Consider the following 15,984-nt stretch of genomic DNA (forward strand, 5'->3'; position numbering starts at 1 on the left):
TGCAAATGCATCATTCGCACGCCGGTGCGCACAATCACGGAAAGAGGGGATGCGGTACCCCCCGGCAGGTGAAAGACTGTGTCGATGCGCAAGCCCGACCTGCCCGACTTCAGTGCGCTGCTGCTGCAGCTGTACCGGCTGTCGCACGAACTGCCCATCCAGGCCTTCCAGGACGCCGCGCTCGACCTCATCAAGCCGGTGCTGCCCTTCGACTCGTCGATGTGGGGCACGGCCACCACGGCGGCCGAAGGCATCGACGTGCACACCCTGCACCTGCACCGCAAGACGCCCGAGATGATGGCCGAGTACGACACGTACAAGCACCTCGACTCAGCCGCGGCGAGCTTCTTCGGCAAGGGCCACGGCACCCGGGGCTTCAACTCAGCGCAGTGGTGGAGCGGGCCCAAGTACGCGCCCTTCCTGGACTACGTGCGGCGCTACGACCAGAACAACATCTTCATCACCATGGACAGCGACCCGCGGTCCAACTTCATGCAGTGGGTGTCGCTGTTTCGCGCCGACCCCGACGCGCATTGCAAGCCCGAGGAAGAGCACCTGCTGGCCAGCCTGTCACCGCACCTCATGCAGGCGCTGGCGCTCAACCGCGTGATGCACCTGGACCGCACGCTGGCGCCGGCACCCAGCACGCAGCGGCGCGGCGCGGCCATTGCCGACCTGCGCGGCGCCATCTACCACTGCGACGTGAACTTCGTCGCGCTGATGCAGGAAGAGTTCGCCGGCTGGGCGCGCCAGTCGCTGCCGCCGCCGCTGCTCGAGCATTTCATGACGGCGCAGTCGGCCTTCCAGGGGCGGCAGGTCGTGATGACGTACCGGCTCGAACAGCGCCTGCTGTTCCTGAGCGTGCGCCCGCGCTGCCGCGCCGACGGCCTCACGCCGCGCGAGCGCACCATCGCCGAGCTGCTGGCCAAGGGCGACACGCACAAGGAGGTCGCTGCGCTGCTGAACCGCTCGCCCGCCACGGTGCGCAACCACATCCAGTCGATCTACGACAAGCTGGAAGTGGGCAACGTGGCCGGGCTGATCCACGAGCTGCGGCTGGCGGACTGAGCGGCCGCGCCGCGCCGCCCCGCGCCCATGTGAACTCAGGGCGCAGGCACCCTGAGCCGACCCGCGATCAGCGGCTCCTCACCCCGTCACCCGTCACTTCGGCCGCACGGCGTCCGCCGTTCCCTGGATGAAGGCCTTGATGCTCTCGATGTCGTCGCCCGAGAGCTTGCCCGTGAAGTCCGGCATGCCGCGCGCCATGGCAGGGCCCTTGAGGATGAACTTGTCCAGGTTCTCGATGTAGGCCGCGTCCATGTAGCCGAGGTTGGGAATGTTGCCCCCGCGGTCCACGCCCGGCACGCCGTGGCAGAACACGCAGTTGCTCACGTAGAGCATGGTGCCGGCCTGGACCTTGGCGGGGTCGTACTTCACGCCCTGCACCAGCTTGTCCATGCGGTACTGCACGAAGTCCGGCATCTTGGCGGTGCCGCCCACCGCGAAGGTGTAGACCGTGCCCGGGCCCTGCTTCTCGGTGGCGCGCTGCGCCAGGCCGTACACGCCGCCCCAGCCCACGGCCACCGACACGTACTGCTTGCCGTCGACCATGTAGGTCGAGGGCGCCGCCACCACGCCGGTGCCGGTGGGCGTTTCCCAGAGCTTCTCGCCGGTCTTGGCGTTGTAGGCCAGCAGGCGGCCGTCGGCCGTGCCCTGGAACACCAGGTTGCCGGCGGTGGTGAGCGTGCCGCCGTTCCAGGGCGACACGTAGTCCACGCCCCAGGCCTCCTTCTGCGTCACCGGGTCCCAGGCCACCAGCCGACCCGAGGGCTTGCTCTTGGGCGGCTCGGCGTTGGCGAACTTGGCCGTGTTCCATCCCAGCGCGGAATGCGGGCGGCCGGGCACGTCCTCGTTGAACTTCCAGTCCTTGTCGTCCATCAGGTTGATCGGCACATGCTGCGAGGGCAGGTAGGCCAGGCCGGTCTGCGGGTTGAACGACATCGGGTGCCAGTTGTGCGCGCCGAAGGGGCCGGGGATGGCGTCGTTGGGCTTGGTGCCGTCGCGCGCGGACGCCACCACGTCGGGCCGGCCGTTCTTGTCATAGCTGGTGGCCCAGTTCACTTCGGTGAAGTTCTTTGCCGAGATGAACTTGCCGTTGGTGCGGTCGATGACGAAGAAGAAGCCGTTCTTCGGCGCATGCAGCAGCACCTTGCGCGGCTTGCCGTCCACCTTCATGTCGGCCAGGATCATCGACTGCGTGGAGGTGTAGTCCCAGTTGTCGCCGGGCGTCTCCTGGTAGTGCCACTTGTACTTGCCGGTGTCCGGGTCCAGCGCCACCACCGAGCCCAGGTAGAGGTTGTCGCCGCCCTTGGGGCTGCGCGCCTTGTGCGACCACGGCGAGCCGTTGCCGGTGCCCACGTACATCAGGTTGAGCTCGGGGTCGAAGGCAAAGCTGTCCCATGCGGTGCCGCCGCCGCCGACCTCCCAGTATTTGCCGCTCGGGTCCCAGGTCTTGGCGGCGCGCGCCATCGATGCGTCCTCGAAGGGCTTGCTCGGGTCGCCGGGCACCACGAACCAGCGCCACTTCTGATCGCCCGTCTTTGCGTCGTAGGCGGTCACGAAACCGCGTACGCCGTACTCGGCGCCGCCGTTGCCGATGATGACCTTGCCCTTGAACACGCGCGGCGCGCCGGTGATGGTGTAGCTGCCCTTCTGGCCGTCGAGCGTGTTCTTCTCCCACACCGTCTGGCCGGTGGCCGCGTCGAGCGCGATCAGGCGGCCGTCGTAGGCCGCCACGTAGACCTTGCCCTCGTAGAGCGCCACGCCGCGGTTCACCACGTCGCAGCAGCCCCTGTAGCCTTTCGATTTGTCGACCTGCGGATCGAAGGTCCACAGCTTCTGCCCGGTGCGGGTGTCGATGGCGTGCACCACGCTCCACGAGGCGGTGACGTACATGATGCCGTCCACCACCAACGGCGTGGCCTCCACGCCGCGCGTCGACTCGAGGTTGTAAGACCAGACCAGCCCCAGGTCCTTCACGTTGGCCGCGTTCACCTGGTCGAGCCTGCTGAAGCGCGACTCGGCGTAGTCGAGGCCGACGCTGGGCCAGTCGGGGGTTTTCTTCTGCGCGGCATTGGCACGGATGAAGCCGCCGTCGACGCGTTTCGTGGCGGCGGCCGCCCGGTCCTGGGCATTCTGGGCCGTGGCCGCGGTCGATGCGCCCAGGCACAGCAATGCGCCGGCGAGCACGAGCAGCCCGGTGGGTGTTTTTGTCATCGCAGGTCTCCTTTGTGCCGCAAGGATCGTTCGCGCGGGCCTTGCCTTCATCTTGGGGATTTCCCCAGTCCGGCGATGTTCCATTGCGGAACACATTCGACGCTGGTCCCGAACCGGGAGGCAACGAACCCATGGCCCTCGACAGAATCGGCACGGCGGATGCGCCGCGCCAGCTCTTTGCCAGCACGCCGGCGCAGCGCGTGGCGCTCGCGCGGCAACAGTTCTTCGAGGAAGGCGTGCGCCCCTCGGGCCTCGTGGGCGAGGCGGTGATCCAGTCGTGGCTGCGCTGCAGCCGAACGCACGCCGACCGCCAGCGCATCGTGCCCTTCGACGCCGTCACGCCGAGCCGGCTGCATGCCACGCTGGGGCGCAACCGCGAGCTGCTCGAGGTGGCGCGGCAGGAACTCGCGCAGATGGAAAACATGCTCGCGGGCACCGACTGCCGCGTGATCCTGACCGACAGCGAAGGCGTGGTGGTGCACGTCACCGACCAGCCCGCCGCCGCGCACCAGCCGGTGCTGCGCAAGACGGCGCGCGTGGGCGTGAACATTTCCGAGCGCATCGTCGGCACCACGGCGCCGGGCATCGTGGCGAGCACCGGGCAGGCCTGCACGGTGGACGGCGCGGAGCACTACTTCGACGTGCTGTGCCACATGCAGTGCGCGGCCGCGCCGATCCGCGGCGTGAACGGGCAGCTTGCCGGCGTGCTCGACCTGACGGCGGAGGCGCGGCGCTTCGGCTTCGACGCGGCGTCGGTGGTGGCGCTCTATGCCACGACCATCGAGAACCGGCTGCTGCAGGCGCAGTCGCGCGACCACCTGATCCTGCGCTTCCAGGCCAGCCCCACGCTGCTGGGCACGCCGCTCGAAGCCCTGGCGGGCATCGCGCCCGACGGCACCATCGCATGGCTCAACAACGCGGGCGCGCGGCTGCTGGGGCGGCTGCCCGAGGCGGCGCACGAGCGCGACGTCGAATGCCTGCTGGGGCACGACCTGGCGAGCCTGCTGCGGCTGGGACGGCCCGGCCGATGCGAGGCGGCGCAGCCCCTGCGGCTGGCGAGCGGCCTCGGCGTGTGGGTGCAGGCGCACCTGAAGGGCTCTGACGGCGTGGACTTTCGGCACGCGGTGGCGATGCCGGGCGAGGCGGCACCGATCGGCATCGAACGCGGCGCGCATGCGATGGCCGCCGAGGCCGGCGCATGCGGCGGCGACAGCGCGCCCGTGGCGCACGCCGCGCACGCGGAAACGCTGCGCGCGCACAGCCGCAAGCTGATCGAGGACACGCTCGCGGCGCACGGCGGCAATGTGTCGCAGGCGGCGCGGCAGCTGAACGTGTCGCGCGGCACGCTCTACCGGCGGCTGCGCGGCTGGCGCGATGGGGAGGAACGCGAAGAAGGCGAAGACGCCGCCGCGCCGGCTTCGGATTGAAGGATCAGACCGCCGCGCGGGCCAGCGCACGCGCGCGGCGCGCCTTCGCGTCGGGCTGCAGCGGCCGCAGGTACTCGTGCAAGGCCAGTGCGGCCGCGCCCACCGCGGGCGCCAGCGCGTCATAGCGCGCGGTGCGCAGCTCCGGCGGCGGCATGCCCGCGCCGTCCGCATGGCGCTTGACGCTTTCGAACGCCGCCTGCGCAAAGCCGCGGTGGTCTGCGCAGGCCTTGCCGCCCAGCACGATTGCGCGCGGATTGAAGGTGACCCACAGGTTCTGCAGCAGCACGCCGAAGAAGGCCGCGGCGCGCGGCATGTCGGCGCCCGGGCGTTCCAGCACGCGCGAGCCGAAGAAGGCCTCGGCGCAGCCGCGGCGCCCACACGAGCACAGCGGCCCGTCGAGCTCGAGGATGGTGTGGCCGATCTCGCCCGCCATGCCCTGCGCGCCGGTGAAGAGCCGGTCGTTCAGCACCACGCCCGCGCCCACGCCCACGTCGCAGTTGACGAAGATGAGCGGGTCTTCGCCGTCCTTGCCGGCACCGGCCGCGAACTCGTACTCGCCGAGCGCGGCGGCGTCGGCGTCGTTCTGCAGTTGCACCGTGACGCCGGGCAGGCCGACGGCGGCAAAGGCCTTCTCGAGCGCGGGCAGCAGGCTCACGTTGCGCCAGCCGAGGTTGGGCGCGAAGCGGACCACGCCGGTGCAGTCGTCCACCGCGCCGGGCACGCACACGCCGATGCTCGACAGGCGCAGCGCGAGCTTCTTCAGCTGAGCGTGGGCGGCCGATGCCATGCGCGCGACCTGCGCGCACACGCCGGCCGGCGAGCCGTCGGTCAGCGCGTGAGTGTCCGCGTACAGCACCTCGCCCTGCAGCGAGACGCACACGAGGCGCACGGTTTCGACGGCGATCTCCACGCCCATCAGCGCGCGCACGCCGACGTTGATCTGCAGCGGCGTCGAGGGGCGGCCCAGCCCGTCGTTCACGGCCGCATCGGATTCCTTCAGCCAGCCTTCGTCGAGCAGTTCGCGCACCAGCAGGCTCACGGTCGACTTGGTGAGACCGCTCTCGCTGGCGAGCCGCGCGCGCGAGAGACCTGGCTGCGCGCGCAGCAGCCGCAGCAGCACGCTGCGGTTCATGCGCTTGAGCAGCTGCTGGTCGCCGATGGTGGTCACGTCAGGCCGCCGTCGCCGTCGCCTTCGCCGTGGCTGTGGTTGCGTGAGGCGCCTGTTCCCTGCCCTCGGGCCGCTTGCCCGCGATGATCATGCCGAGCACTTCGTCTTCGGTGACGTCGGCGGTGCGGTAGGTGCCCACGAGCTTGCCGTTCTTCATGACGGCGAGACGGTCGCTCAGCGAGAACACGTCGGGCATGTCGTGGGTGATCAGGAAGATGCCCACGCCGTCGTCCTTCAGCTGCTTCACGAGCCGCCCGACCATGGCGGTTTCTTCGGGGCCGAGGGCGGCGCAGGGCTCGTCCATGATGAGGATGCGCGCGTTGAAGTACAGCGCCCGCGAAATGGCCACCACCTGCCGCTGCCCGCCCGACAGTCGCCGCACCGGAATGCGGATGTTGGTGAAGTTCTTGTTCAGGCGCTGGAACACCTTGCGCGCCTGCACTTCCATGAAATGGTCGTCCAGCGTGTTCCAGCGGGTCATCTTCTCGCGGCCGAGGAACAGGTTCGACACGGAGTCCAGGTTGTCGGCCAGCGCCAGCGTCTGGTAGATGGTCTCGATGCCTTGCGACTGGGCCTCGGCGGGGCTGCGGATGTTGACCCTCTCGCCGGCGATGAGCGTGTCGCCGGAGTCGATGGGGTAGGCGCCCGCGAGCATCTTCATGAGCGTGGACTTGCCTGCGCCGTTGTGTCCCAGCAAGGCCACCACTTCACCCGGGTAGAGGTTGACGCTCACGCCGTCCACGGCCTTGACGCCGCCGAAGGATTTGCGGATGTCTTTCAGTTCCACCAGCGGGCTGGATGTGTCGATGTTCTCGATGGCCATGTCAGTTCTCCCCGAACTTGCGCCGGTACAGCACATCGAAGACGACAGCCACGATCAGCACCTGCCCGATGATGACCATGCGCTTGCCGATGGGCACGTCGAGCAGCAGCATGCCGCTGTCCAGCGACTGCATGATCAGCGCGCCCAGCACCGAGCCGAAGATCGAGCCGCTGCCGCCCGCCAGCGCCGTGCCGCCAATGACGGCCGCCGCAATCACGTACAGCTCCATGCCCGTGCCCAGCGAGTTGGTGCCCGCGTTGAGCCGCGCGATCGACACGATGGCCGCGATGGTCACCAGCACCGCCAGCAACGCGAACAGCATCAGCGTGACGCGCTTGACCGGAATGCCCACCAGCGCCGCCGCATCGGGGTTGCCGCCCATCGCGAAGATGTAGCGCCCGAAGCGGGTGCGGTGCACGATGAACGACAGCGCGATCGCCACCACCGCCCAGATCAGCACCGGAATCGGAATGCCCTGCGGCGCGTCCTTCGAATCGATCTTGTAGTGGTTCATGACCGCCGCGAAGGCAATGACCACCGCCGCCGGCACCGCCGTGAGCAGCACCTCCAGCCACAGCGGCTCGTTGGGCATGTCGTGGCGGGCGCGCGCGCGGCGCTTGTGCACCATGCGCGCGAACAGCACCAGCGTGACCAGGCCCGCAATGATCCAGCTGGCCGTGACGCCGATGCCACCGTCGTAGCCGCCGCCCAGGCGCTGGAAGAACTCGTCGTTCACCGGCTGCGTCTTGCCGTCGGCCACCAGGAACGCCGCACCGCGAAACGACATGAGGCCGCCCAGCGTGACCACGAAGGAAGGCACGCCCAGCACCGCCGTGAGCCAGCCCTGGTAGACGGACACCAGCAGCGCCACGGCCAGGCCCGCGAGGCAGGCCGTGGGCCATGACCAGCCCGAGGTGTATTGCAGGTACGCGATGAGCACGCCCACGAAGCCCATCACCGAGCCGACCGACAGGTCGATGTGGCGCGCCACGATGATCAGCACCATCACGGTGGACACGATGCCGACCACCGCCGTCTGCTGCGCCACGTTGTACAAATTCTCGGGCGAGAGGAACACGCCGCCCGACATCACGCTGAACGCCACGGCCATGACGACCAGCAGCAAGCACATCAGCACCAGCCGCAGGTCGATGCCCGTGCGGCGCCACCAACCCGGTGTCGGATCGCTCATTTTCAAAACCCCTCGGGACTACAGGTGCGCAACCGGCCACCCGCCGCGCCCTTGCGGGCCGGCTGGCAGCTGTGTTGCGGGGATGGAGAGACGCGCCGCCTTCAAGACGATCGCGCCGGTTGCATTACTTGCAGGCCGCGGGCGCGCTCGCGCCCGTCACGCCCTTGCAGAGCTCGTCCTTCTTGATCCAGCCGGCCTTGACCACCACGTCGAGGTTGTCGCGCGTGACGGGCACGGGCGTCAGCAGGCGGGACTGCAGCGAGACCTTCTTCGGGCCGCTGGCCCAGGTCGCGGCCTTGTCGACCGGCTTGCCCTGCGACATGGCGACGGCCGCCGTGGCGGCTTCGCGGCCGAGTTCGCGCGAGTCCTTGAAGATGGTCGCGGTCTGCGTGCCCAGCGCAATGCGGTTGAGCGCCGCGAAGTCGGCGTCCTGGCCCGACACCGGAATGCCGCGCAGGCCCTTGGCCGTGAGCGCCGCGACCGCACCGCCGGCCGTGCCGTCGTTGGCAGCCACCACCGCGTCGACCTTGTTGCCGTTCTTGGTGAGGATCTGCTCCATGTTCTTCTGCGCGACCTCGGGCTTCCAGCCTTCGGTGTATTCGTCGCCCACGATCTTGATGTCGCCCTTCTTGATGGCGGCGTCGAGCACTTCCTGCTGGCCCGCGCGCAGGAAGTCGGCATTGGGGTCGCTCGGCGAGCCCTTGATGATCACGTAGTTGCCCTTGGGCTTGACCTTGAGCACCTCGCGCGCTTCCATGCGGCCGACCTCGACGTTGTCGAAGGTGATGTAGAACACGCCCGGCGCCTCGATGAGACGGTCATACGCCACCACGGGCACCTTCTGGCGCGTGGCCTTGGTCACGGCGGGCAGGATGGCGTCCTTGTCCATGGCCAGCACGATGAGCGCCTTGGCGCCCTTGGACATCAGGCCCTCGATGTCGCCCAGCTGCTTCTCGGGCGAGCCGCCCGCGTCGGCACTGATGTACTTGGCGCCCAGCTTCTCGAGCTGGGCCTTGATGGCGGCCTCGTCGGTCTTCCAGCGTTCTTCCTGGAAGTTGGACCAGCTCACGCCGACCACGGTCTGCGCCATGGCGCCCACGGCCGTGAAACCGAAGGCCATGGCGGCCAGGGTGTGTTTCAGTTGCATCGATGTCTCTCCAGTGTTGGTGCGCCCCGCAGCCATCAACCGTGTAAGAAATTAGTTAGTTTGAAGGGCGAACTAACTATCCCATCGCGGCAGGACTCTGGGCATCCGGGAATTCCCGGAGCGGCGGGAGGGCACTCCGAAGACATCGCCAAGGCGCTCTGGGCAGCGTGTTTCGTGCTGCGCGTTTTGCCTGCGCGCGGCTGGATGCGGTCCTACGCGGGTCACCTGGGGCGGTCGGTATGTTTCGCATCCGCCAGACCTACTCACGCTCAGCCAACAAGAAGGAAAGCCCCATGTCGACCGAAATGCTCAAGCAGATTGCCGCCTCGCGGCTGCCCCTCGTCATGTCTTCGCCGAAGGACGTCGATGCGGTGTTGAAGCTGCGCGCCGCCGGCTTCGTGCTCGCACTGGTGCCCTCGGCCGCCGACATCGCAAAGATGCCGGGCCTGCGCGTGGTGCAGGTTCTGGCCGTGACGCAGAAGGGCTGCGAGGAACTGCAACGCGTGCGCTACCCCGGCGAGGGCGCACACGGCAACGCCCATGAAAAAGGCCGGGGAACCCCGGCCTATTCCTGAAGCAGGTGGCGGCGCGAGCCGCCGCGCCTGCGATGGATCAAGAAGCGTCGCGTGTGCGTGCGGCGTTGCGCAGGTCGCGAATCTGGTCGTGGTTGCGCTGAGCGCCTTCGGCCTGCAACGCGATCACGCTGCGCACATCGGCCGGCAGGTTCTGCTTCATCGCCTTGCGATAGCGCGCCACGCCGGTGTCTTCGCCGCGTTCGCACGATTCGAGGATCGACAGTTCGCTGTTGGCGCCCAGCGAGCCCTTCACATGCACCCAGCCGCGGTGCAGCGCACCGCTGGCTGTGCCGCCGTCGGCGGGGGTGCCGCCATAGGCCCTGATCAGCGCAACCAGTTCGGCCTCGGCCTTCTTGCATTCTTCGGCGCGGCTGGCGAACAGCTGCTTGGCGGCCGGGCTCTTCACTTCCTCGGCGCAGGCGCGAAAGCCGTATTCGCCGTCGCGGGAGTTTTCGAGCAGTTCGTTCAGCACGCCCACGACCTCGTCGTTGGCGAGCACGGGGCCGGTGTTGAGGGTGTCTGCGGTGGTGTCGTTGTAAGCCATGTCTGGAGTCCTTTCGTTGCCTGTCTGCGTGGTTTGCGTGACAGGAAGGGTTGGGGTTTCAGCCTTTCGTTGTTGTGTGGCTGATCGAAGACCCATGGTTGAAAGGTTCGCGTCGCACCGGCGTCGTCCCATCGGGCAACCGGGCGTAGGCGAATGACGACCCCGCGCGTGCGACCTGGAATCAGCCGATGCGCCAGGCCTGCATCCACACGGCGATGCCGTCGAGCAGGTCGTCAAGCGCTTCTTGGTCGGTGCGCCCGGAACGCTTCAGCACGTGGAACCCGTGGTCCGCGCCATCGATTTCCAGCACGGTGGCCAGGGCACCCAGCGCCTGCGTGGCAGCGCTGAACGCGTCGGGTTCGGCCAACGCGTCGCGCGGGCCGTGCGCGAAGAGCATCGGCAGCTCGACGTCCTGCAGATGCGCCGCCCGCGCCTCGGCGGCGGAGGGCTTGCCCGACGGGTGCAGCGGAAAACCGAGGAACACCAAGCCTTGCACGCCGGGCAACGGCGCCAGCGCCTGGGCTTGCGAGGTCATGCGGCCGCCGAAGGACTTGCCGCCGGCAAAGAGCCGCAAGCCTTCGAAACGTGCCGACGCGCAGGCCACCGCCGCGCGCACGGTTGCATGCGCCAGGGCCGGCGCGTCCGTGCGTCGGCCGCCCTGTTCCATGTAGGGAAACTGGTAGCGCAAGGTGGCGATGCGGCGCTGCGCGAGCCCGTCGGCCACGGCGTGCATGAACGGATGCGTCATGCCCGCGCCGGCGCCGTGCGCGAGCACGCAGCAGGCCTCCGGCGTCGGCGGTGACACGGCAAGCGCGGACACGGCGAGGTCCGGCGCCACGGCAATGGAGAGCTTCTGGGGGGTGATCACAGCCCTAGTTTGCCGAAGAGATGCGGTCGTGGGACGCTGCCTTCGGCGCCGTCCGACACGCGCCGGACCGCGTTCGCTGTAAATTGATGTTTCCGCACCGGCTTCCCCACCGGTTTCTTGGGACTTTTTCTGGAGTCACGGTTGTGAGGCACTGGTTGATGGCGATCGGCATGGTCGGCTGCGTGGCGCATGCGCAGCCGGGCTGGTTCACGGTGGTGGGCGATCCGCTGGACGAGGTGGCCGACACCGTCCAGGTCGATCCCGACAGGGTCGCGTCCCTGGAAAGCCCGAAGGCGATGAACCTGCGCGTGAACCGCGCGGCCAGGCGCCTGAACTGGGACGGCATTGCCTACCGCTCGTACGAGTCGCGCGTGGTGTTCGACTGCCAGGCAGGCCGCGCCAGCTATGTGGCGGCCCGCTACTACATCGAGCCGCGGTGGCAGGGCAAGCCGCACCATGAGGCGGACTACACCGATGCGCCCAAGCCCGTGGCGTTTCGCGACATGAAGCCCAACCCGACCGCGCGCATCGTGCGTGCCGCCTGCCGGCCGCGCACCAGCTAAAGCTGCGCCGACAACAGCGCGGCCAGCTGCTCCATCGCCTTCTCGTGCAGGGGGCGGTCTTGCCACTGTTCGTACGTGAGGCGCTTCGACTGTTTCAGGTCGGCCTCGAACTGCACCGTCTGCGCGGCGGCGAAGGCCTCGTCGTAGATGTTGAGGTTGGCCTCGTCGTTCAGGCGGAACGACCGGTTGTCGAAGTTGGTGGAGCCCACCGACACCAGCAGGCCGTCGACCGTGAAGACCTTGCAATGGAACATGGTCGGCTGGTATTCGCTGATCTGCGCACCCGCTTCCAGCAGCGGACCCCAAGCCGCGCGCGAGGCGCCGCGCACGGTCTGCGAATCGATGATCGGCCCCGGCGTGATGATGCGCAGCCGCACGCCGCGCTTCATGGCCGCCACCAGCGCGCCCACGGTCAGGTCGTCGGGCACGAAATAGGCGCTCGACAGGTCGATGGTCTTGGTGGCCGCGGCGATCGACAGCAGGTACATCAGGTGCATGCTCTCGCTGCCGCCCGAGGGCGAGCTGCTGAACACCTGCGCGCGGCCCTCGCCCACGGCAGGCAGCGCCGGAAAGTAGCGCTCGCCGTGCAGCACGTCGCCCGACACCTTCACCCAGTTGTCCATGAACACGGCCTGCATCTGCGCGACCACCGGCCCCTCGACCTTGTAGTGCGAGTCGCGCCAGTGGTCCGGGTCCTGCGCATGGCCGGTCCACTCGGGCGCGATGCCCACGCCGCCGGTGAAGCCGGTGCGCCCGTCCACCACCAGCAGCTTGCGGTGGGTGCGGTTGTTCATGCGGGCGATGTCGTACCAGCTGGGCTTGTGGAACTTGCGGATCTCCACGCCGGCCCCCTCCATCTCGCGGATGAAGTCGGCGTCGACCTTGGCGCTGCCGACCCAGTCGAGCAGCACGTGCACCTTGACGCCCGCGCGGGCGCGCTCGGACAACGCGTCGGCGAAGGTGCGGCCGATGTCGCCCGACCAGTAGATGTAGGTCTCGAAGGTGATGCTCTTCTGCGCGCCGCGGATGGCGGCAAGCATCGGCGGAAAGATCTGGTCGCCGTTCTGCAGTGCCTCGAAGCGGTTGCCGCCGGTGATGGGCGGCCCGAGCATCACGCCCAGCGCGCGCTGGTACTGGGCGTCGTGCAGCGCATATTCGCGCCGGACCTGCTCGTCGAGCTTTTTCTCGCCGCTGCTCAGGTTGAGCACCAGGAGTGTGGCGGCCAGCGTCAGGACGAAGGTCCAGACAACTGTCTTGATCGTCCCTCGATGGACCACGTCTGGACGCCGCGCCTGCTCAGTCGATCAGCTGCGTCTTGATCGCGTAGTACGTCAGGTCGCTGTTGGTGGACAGGTTCATCTTCTCCATGAGGCGCGTGCGGTAGGTGCTGATGGTCTTCACCGAGAGCGACAGCGCCTCGCCGATGGAGCCCACCGACTCGCCCTTGGCGAGCTTCAGGAACACCTGGAACTCGCGTTCCGAGAGATGCTTGTGCGGCGGCGCGTTGTCCTTGCGCTCCAGCTGGCCGGCCAGCAGTTCGGCCACCGAGGGCGAGATGTAGCGCCGGCCCAGCGCCACGGTGCGGATCGCCTTGGCGATTTCTTCCGGCTCGCACTCCTTGTTCAGGTAGCCCGAGGCGCCCTGGCGGATCAGGTTCACCGCGTAGTGTTCTTCGGGGTAGCCGCTCAGGATGAGCACGCCCAGGTCCGGCGCCTTGGCGCGCACCATGGCAAGCGCGTCGATGCCGCTCTGGCCGGGCATCGACAGGTCCATGACGAGCACGTCGATGTCCGCGGTGCGCACGAGATCGATGGCCTCCCGGCCGGTGGCGGCCTCGCCGACGACGCGGAAATCGACGAAGGTGGAGAAGAACGCCTTGAGGCCTGTGCGGACGACGGCGTGGTCGTCAACGATGCCGATCTTGATCATGGTGTGCTCCTGCTGCTTGAACGGTGAGCGCCGGCGGTTCGGCGCGATAGGGTGGGGACGATGCCACAGGCCCGTGCACCCGGGAGGCCCGAAAAGCAGGAAGCGGCCTTGTCCTGCACGGCAATGCAGCATTCGCTGTCGCTCGCGTCGGACACGGGCGATGCGCAACCACCCGAAGGGGGGCTAAGGGAATCCGCCAAGGGTGGGGTGGCAGGTGCCTTTGGTACATTTTTTGCGACGGTGTGCGTTGCACCTGCAGCAGCCAGCGTACGGCTCAGGGCCCATGTTCCTTCGGAAGGCACCCATGCACTTCAACTACTCGACAGCGGACGTTTCCGGCTCCCGCAGGCTCGACTACTGGGCCGAGTCGGTCTGCAAGCGCCTGATTCCGGCGGCCGGCAAGTTCAGCCATGCGGGCGACTTCCAGGGCTCGCTCACCGGCCACACGCTGGGCAACCTCACGGTGTGCCGCATGAGTTCGCAGCCGCACACCTTCGACCGCACGGCCCACCACGTGCGCGTGGCACCCGAGGAAGACTTCGTGGCGGTGCTGATGCAGGAGGGCTCGGCCCTGCTGCAGCAAGGCGGGCGCGAGGTGCAGGTGCGCCCGGGCGACATCGTGCTGTACGACGCGGCGCGCCCTTTCGTGCACCACCTCGCGCCGGCCTCGGCGCTGCTGGTGCGCATGCCGCGGCAGCAGCTGCTGTCGCGCTTCGCGCGGGCCGAGTCGATGGCCACGGTGCGCATTGCCGAGGGCCGCTCGATGGCCACCCTGCTGATGCGCATGGCGGAAGAGGCGTTCGACTTTTCCTCCGGCGGCGCGCCGGGCGCGGCGCAGGCGCGGCTGGCGGGCGCTTTCCTCGACACGCTGACCGCCGCCATGGAAATGCAGGACGGCCACGGGGCCGACGGCGCGCAGGGGTCGCGCTACGGCTCGGTCTACCAGCGCGCCGGCCAGTACATCGACGCCCACCTGGACGACAGCGAACTCGACAGCGACGGCATCGCGGCGGCGGTGCACATTTCGCCGCGCACGCTGGCGCGGGTGTTCGCAACGCACGGCACCACCGTCATGCACCACGTGTGGCAGCGGCGGCTGGAAGCCAGCTTTCGCGTGCTCGAGGAGGGCCGGGTGCACCAGGTGTCGCAGGCGGCGCTGCAGTGCGGCTTCAACGACCTGTCGCACTTCTCGCGGGCGTTCAGAAACGCCTTCGGCGTGACGCCCAGCAGCCTGCTGCCGGGCCCGGGAGACCACTGAAGGCGCCCTGCGCCCTCAGGCGATGGAGGGGGCGCCAACGGGGGCGTCGATGGGGGCATAGTGCCCCGGTCCGTCCGGCCAGGCCGTGAGCAGTTCGAAACCGGTGGGCGTCACCGCGACCATGTGCTCCCACTGGGCCGACAGCGAATGGTCGCGCGTGACGACGGTCCAGCCGTCGGGCAGTTCGCGGGTCTCGCGCCGCCCGGCATTGATCATCGGCTCGATGGTGAAGACCATGCCGGCCTCCAGGCGCAGGCCCTGGCCGGGCTGCCCATAGTGCAGCACCTGCGGGTCGTCGTGGTAGACCTGCCCGATGCCGTGCCCGCAGTACTCGCGCACGACGCTGAAACGTTCGCGGTGCGCGACGCTCTGGATCGCATGGCCGACGTCGCCCAGCGTGGCGCCCGGGCGCACCTGCAGGATGCCGGCCCGCATCGCCTCGTAGGCGGTGTCGACCAGCCGGCGCGCCAGCGCGCTCGGCTCGCCCACGAAGTACATGCGGCTGCAGTCGCCGAACCAGCCGTCCTTGATGACCGCCACGTCGATGTTGACGATGTCGCCCTTCTTCAACACCTTCTGCGCTGAGGGGATGCCGTGGCACACCACCTGGTTCACCGAGGTGAGGATGGTCTTGGGGTAGCCGTTGTAGCCGATGTTGGCCGGAACGGCGCCCTGCACGTTCACGATGTGGTCGTGGCAGATGCGGTCGAGCGCCTCGGTGGTGACGCCGGGCTTCACGTGCTCGCCGATCAGGGCCAGCACCTGCGCGGCGAGGCCGCCCGCCGCGCGGGACATGGCGATCTCCGCGGGCGACTTGAGCGAGACGCCCGCCCTCATGCGGGCGCCCCGGCCTTGCGGCGTGCGGCGGCCGGGCGCGCCGAGGGGCCAGAGGGGCCAGAGGGGCCAGAGGGGCCAGAGGGGACAGAGGGGACAGGGGGGACAGAGGGGTCCGAAGATTTCGCAGAAGCCGGCGCCACCGGCGCGGCCAGCGAGGCCGACACCGTCGCCAGATCGAAGCCGCCGGCCTGCTCGGCGCGAATCAGCAACTGGCAGATCTCCCGGTGATCGAGCGCGGGATGCAGTTCGGCCAGCATGCCGATGCGCATCCAGTGCTCGGCCTGCGCGTTGATGGAACGGCTCAGCGCATTGCCCGCGACGCGCAGGTTCTCGTGCATGAGGTCTGAAATCTTGACGATGCCCATGATGGAATTTAT

At 68.5% G+C, this 15,984-nt stretch carries 15 protein-coding genes and 1 pseudogene; 5 read left to right on the plus strand and 11 right to left on the minus strand.

Annotation, left to right across the window (positions count from 1 at the left end; translation table 11 throughout):
- Window positions 1-84: 84 nt before the first annotated feature.
- Entirely contained in the window at window positions 85-1,068 is a 984-nt protein-coding gene (locus tag AC1DJH_RS09405) for a helix-turn-helix transcriptional regulator (RefSeq protein WP_478185509.1), read from the plus strand.
- A gap of 93 nt (window positions 1,069-1,161) precedes the next feature.
- Here the strand turns inward: AC1DJH_RS09405 and AC1DJH_RS09410 are convergent, their stop codons facing one another.
- Window positions 1,162-3,276, minus strand: a complete 2,115-nt coding sequence (locus tag AC1DJH_RS09410) for a PQQ-dependent dehydrogenase, methanol/ethanol family (RefSeq protein WP_478185510.1) — start codon at window positions 3,274-3,276, stop codon at window positions 1,162-1,164.
- A gap of 131 nt (window positions 3,277-3,407) precedes the next feature.
- Here AC1DJH_RS09410 and AC1DJH_RS09415 point away from each other — a divergent pair, with 131 nt between their 5' ends.
- Window positions 3,408-4,703 (plus strand): helix-turn-helix domain-containing protein, encoded by a 1,296-nt coding sequence (locus AC1DJH_RS09415; RefSeq protein ID WP_478185511.1) that lies wholly within the window; start codon window positions 3,408-3,410, stop codon window positions 4,701-4,703.
- 4 nt (window positions 4,704-4,707) lie between these two features.
- Here the strand turns inward: AC1DJH_RS09415 and AC1DJH_RS09420 are convergent, their stop codons facing one another.
- From AC1DJH_RS09420 to xylF, 4 genes are all read right to left on the minus strand, one after another.
- Complete coding sequence (locus AC1DJH_RS09420) at window positions 4,708-5,871, minus strand: ROK family transcriptional regulator (RefSeq protein WP_472124959.1); 1,164 nt, start codon at window positions 5,869-5,871, stop codon at window positions 4,708-4,710.
- A gap of 1 nt (window position 5,872) precedes the next feature.
- Entirely contained in the window at window positions 5,873-6,694 is an 822-nt protein-coding gene (locus AC1DJH_RS09425) for an ATP-binding cassette domain-containing protein (RefSeq protein WP_478185512.1), read from the minus strand.
- Window position 6,695: 1 nt separating this feature from the next.
- Window positions 6,696-7,886, minus strand: a complete 1,191-nt coding sequence (locus AC1DJH_RS09430; RefSeq protein WP_478185513.1) for a sugar ABC transporter permease — start codon at window positions 7,884-7,886, stop codon at window positions 6,696-6,698.
- Between the two features lie 124 nt (window positions 7,887-8,010).
- On the minus strand, window positions 8,011-9,033 hold the full coding sequence (xylF, locus tag AC1DJH_RS09435; protein ID WP_472124967.1) for a D-xylose ABC transporter substrate-binding protein: 1,023 nt from the start codon (window positions 9,031-9,033) through the stop codon (window positions 8,011-8,013).
- 293 nt (window positions 9,034-9,326) lie between these two features.
- Here xylF and AC1DJH_RS09440 point away from each other — a divergent pair, with 293 nt between their 5' ends.
- Window positions 9,327-9,608 carry a hypothetical protein gene (locus AC1DJH_RS09440; protein WP_472124970.1) on the plus strand — a complete coding sequence of 94 codons (282 nt, stop codon included), beginning with the start codon at window positions 9,327-9,329 and terminating at the stop codon, window positions 9,606-9,608.
- A 37-nt stretch (window positions 9,609-9,645) separates the two neighbouring features.
- Here AC1DJH_RS09440 and AC1DJH_RS09445 read toward each other — a convergent pair whose 3' ends face one another.
- Window positions 9,646-10,152: a ferritin-like domain-containing protein gene (locus AC1DJH_RS09445; RefSeq protein WP_478185514.1), complete on the minus strand. Its 507-nt coding sequence runs from the start codon at window positions 10,150-10,152 to the stop codon at window positions 9,646-9,648.
- Between the two features lie 181 nt (window positions 10,153-10,333).
- The gene (locus tag AC1DJH_RS09450; protein WP_478185515.1) at window positions 10,334-11,020 is read right to left on the minus strand and encodes an alpha/beta hydrolase family protein; all 687 of its coding nucleotides are present in this window, start codon (window positions 11,018-11,020) and stop codon (window positions 10,334-10,336) included.
- A 143-nt stretch (window positions 11,021-11,163) separates the two neighbouring features.
- Between AC1DJH_RS09450 and AC1DJH_RS09455 the strand changes: the two genes are divergently transcribed.
- The gene (locus AC1DJH_RS09455) at window positions 11,164-11,583 is read left to right on the plus strand and encodes a surface-adhesin E family protein (protein WP_472124978.1); all 420 of its coding nucleotides are present in this window, start codon (window positions 11,164-11,166) and stop codon (window positions 11,581-11,583) included.
- Here the strand turns inward: AC1DJH_RS09455 and AC1DJH_RS09460 are convergent.
- Window positions 11,580-12,860 carry a phospholipase D-like domain-containing protein gene (locus AC1DJH_RS09460; RefSeq protein ID WP_478185516.1) on the minus strand — a complete coding sequence of 427 codons (1,281 nt, stop codon included), beginning with the start codon at window positions 12,858-12,860 and terminating at the stop codon, window positions 11,580-11,582. The genes AC1DJH_RS09455 and AC1DJH_RS09460 overlap by 4 nt on opposite strands.
- 19 nt (window positions 12,861-12,879) lie before the next feature.
- The gene (locus AC1DJH_RS09465; protein ID WP_435437533.1) at window positions 12,880-13,512 is read right to left on the minus strand and encodes a response regulator; all 633 of its coding nucleotides are present in this window, start codon (window positions 13,510-13,512) and stop codon (window positions 12,880-12,882) included.
- A 304-nt stretch (window positions 13,513-13,816) separates the two neighbouring features.
- Here AC1DJH_RS09465 and AC1DJH_RS09470 point away from each other — a divergent pair, with 304 nt between their 5' ends.
- On the plus strand, window positions 13,817-14,770 hold the full coding sequence (locus tag AC1DJH_RS09470; protein WP_435487518.1) for an AraC-like ligand-binding domain-containing protein: 954 nt from the start codon (window positions 13,817-13,819) through the stop codon (window positions 14,768-14,770).
- A gap of 15 nt (window positions 14,771-14,785) precedes the next feature.
- On the opposite strand, the gene map is transcribed toward AC1DJH_RS09470, so the two are convergent.
- Both map and AC1DJH_RS09480 read right to left on the minus strand, forming a co-directional pair.
- Window positions 14,786-15,607 (minus strand): type I methionyl aminopeptidase, encoded by an 822-nt coding sequence (map, locus tag AC1DJH_RS09475; protein WP_478185517.1) that lies wholly within the window; start codon window positions 15,605-15,607, stop codon window positions 14,786-14,788.
- 128 nt (window positions 15,608-15,735) lie between these two features.
- Window positions 15,736-15,972 (minus strand): annotated as a pseudogene (locus AC1DJH_RS09480) (ParD-like family protein); the annotation flags it as partial.
- Window positions 15,973-15,984 lie beyond the last annotated feature (12 nt).

This window comes from Variovorax sp. 10N412 (assembly GCF_056394985.1).